Source organism: Mesorhizobium sp. M2A.F.Ca.ET.039.01.1.1, from assembly GCF_003998035.1.
Classification (GTDB): Bacteria; Pseudomonadota; Alphaproteobacteria; order Rhizobiales; family Rhizobiaceae; genus Mesorhizobium.
Window position 1 is genome coordinate 1 of record NZ_RZRY01001260.1, and the last position, 1,034, is coordinate 1,034.

General features: G+C 63.9%; 2 protein-coding genes. Both read right to left on the bottom strand.

Annotated elements, in window-relative coordinates; genetic code table 11:
* Window positions 1–163: 163 nt before the first annotated feature.
* On the bottom strand, window positions 164–712 hold the full coding sequence (locus EOA24_RS39125; RefSeq protein WP_024505646.1) for a S26 family signal peptidase: 549 nt from the start codon (window positions 710–712) through the stop codon (window positions 164–166).
* Window positions 709–978: a helix-turn-helix domain-containing protein gene (locus EOA24_RS39130; RefSeq protein WP_024505645.1), complete on the bottom strand. Its 270-nt coding sequence runs from the start codon at window positions 976–978 to the stop codon at window positions 709–711. The genes EOA24_RS39125 and EOA24_RS39130 overlap by 4 nt, the downstream gene beginning before the upstream one ends.
* Between the last annotated feature and the right edge of the window lie 56 nt (window positions 979–1,034).

The window sequence follows — 1,034 nt, forward strand, 5'->3', positions numbered from 1 at the left end:
GCATAGATCCAGGCTTGGGGAATATGGAAGCGCCGGCTTGCTTCCGATACCAACGTCTGCCACTTTCGCAGCTGCGGACTTTGGGAGATGGCGACCGGCTCAGCGCCGGTCGAGGCGGAACAGGCGCATGGCGCAATGGCGATCATGCCCAACAAGAGGAGGGTCACTCGGTCCATAGTGGTACGAGCCTCCCGATGACATTTTGAGTGGGAACAGGCCCGAAATAGCGGCTGTCGAAGGAGCGGTTTTTGTCGCTGCCGAGCAGGAAAACCTCGTTATCCCCGAGCGCTCGGCAGCCGTTCCACCATGGCAAAGGTCGGCCTTCGGCGTCGATTTTGAGCCGGCGCGCGACGATGTCGCCGCCGATGATGATGGCGTCATTGAAGGCGCAGACATTATCGTCCGGCAGCGCTGCAAGACGTTTTGCCAGCGGCACATTGCGAGGCAGATAGCTGCGCTCGGCGGCGAGATACGCCGCGTATTCAGGCGGGCGCACGAGCACGAGATCGCCACGCGCCAGCGCTCCCGCAGCGATGCGGTAAAGGCCGATCGGCGCGCTGGCCGAGGCGTTCCAGACCAGCCAAGGGGCGGGCTTTCCCAGCGCCGTGAAGCCCAAAAGACCGAGACCGGCCGCGGCCAAGGCGACCGTCTTACGGGCTCGAACACGCCTCAGGCGGCTGCCGATCAGATGGATGGAAGGGCGCCGCCTCATGAACGGCCTCCCGTGCCGCCCTGGCCGGAACCGGCCTTGCCATCGCCGGCGATGGAGTGCTGCGGGTGTCCTTTCGACCAATGGTCGAGTTCGTCGATGTGATAGCGGACATAGCGGCCGTGCTTGCGGAATTTCGGGCCGCCGCCCTTGAGCCGCATCTTTTCGAGCGTGCGCTGGGAGAGCCCGATATAGAAGGCGGCTTGGGCTGTGCTGAGAAACGGGCTGCCCTTTTTCGCGCGGGCCGCGCGTTCGTTTTCGTCGTCCATGATGATCCTCGTTTCGCTTCGGACAAGCGAGGGCGAGGATGGGCGAGGGAGATCGT

What these genes read in the sequence shown, in the direction of transcription:
- EOA24_RS39125 (WP_024505646.1), bottom strand. Translation starts at nt 712, where the DNA reads ATGAGGCGGCGCCCTTCCATCCATCTGATCGGCAGCCGCCTGAGGCGT.
- EOA24_RS39130 (WP_024505645.1), bottom strand. Translation starts at nt 978, where the DNA reads ATGGACGACGAAAACGAACGCGCGGCCCGCGCGAAAAAGGGCAGCCCG.